The 480-nt window shown below is 46.2% G+C and carries 1 protein-coding gene; it reads right to left on the bottom strand.

The window, feature by feature from the left end; genetic code table 11:
* Window positions 1–480: sporulation protein YtxC (gene ytxC / locus CVN76_RS01915; protein WP_269800002.1), on the bottom strand; the 480-nt coding region annotated here is incomplete at both ends.

The raw sequence follows: 480 nt of genomic DNA, 5'->3' as shown, positions 1-480 counted from the left end.
ATAAGTTAACGGGTGCGATCGATAATAGCGGGGCCAGTATCACCGTGTCGAGAAAAAGTGAACTTTTGGCAAGCAGCCTCCTATCGATCAAACTATTGATTCTCGGGCGGTCGAGCTTGGTAAATCCTTGATCATAGAAATGAAAACCATCACGGTTGACGAGGTGAAGCTTTGTTAATTTCGGCTCTTGGCCAAAAAGGCAATCACGGAGCGTAGCGATGAAATTTTGATAGTCCTGTTCCAATTTATATTCATCAATCGCCTTGACTACATACTTCTCCAACGTGTGCTGGAATGACTTCAATCGGAAGGTCGTGAAGGAATCGAATGAAAAAGATACCCTCCCCTCCAAAATGCTTTGCAGTCCCTGCTCGATCGAGCGTTTCTCCGTTCTGAATGCCGCATCCCCATTCGCGGACCTTTCCCCTTCAATGATGGATGAGGCAATTTCAATGATCGCTTCGATTTCTTCCCTCTCCC

This window comes from Bacillus sp. mrc49 (assembly GCF_002803435.1).
The sequence above is the reverse complement of the archived record's forward strand: the minus strand, read 5'-3'. Positions and strand labels throughout refer to the sequence as shown.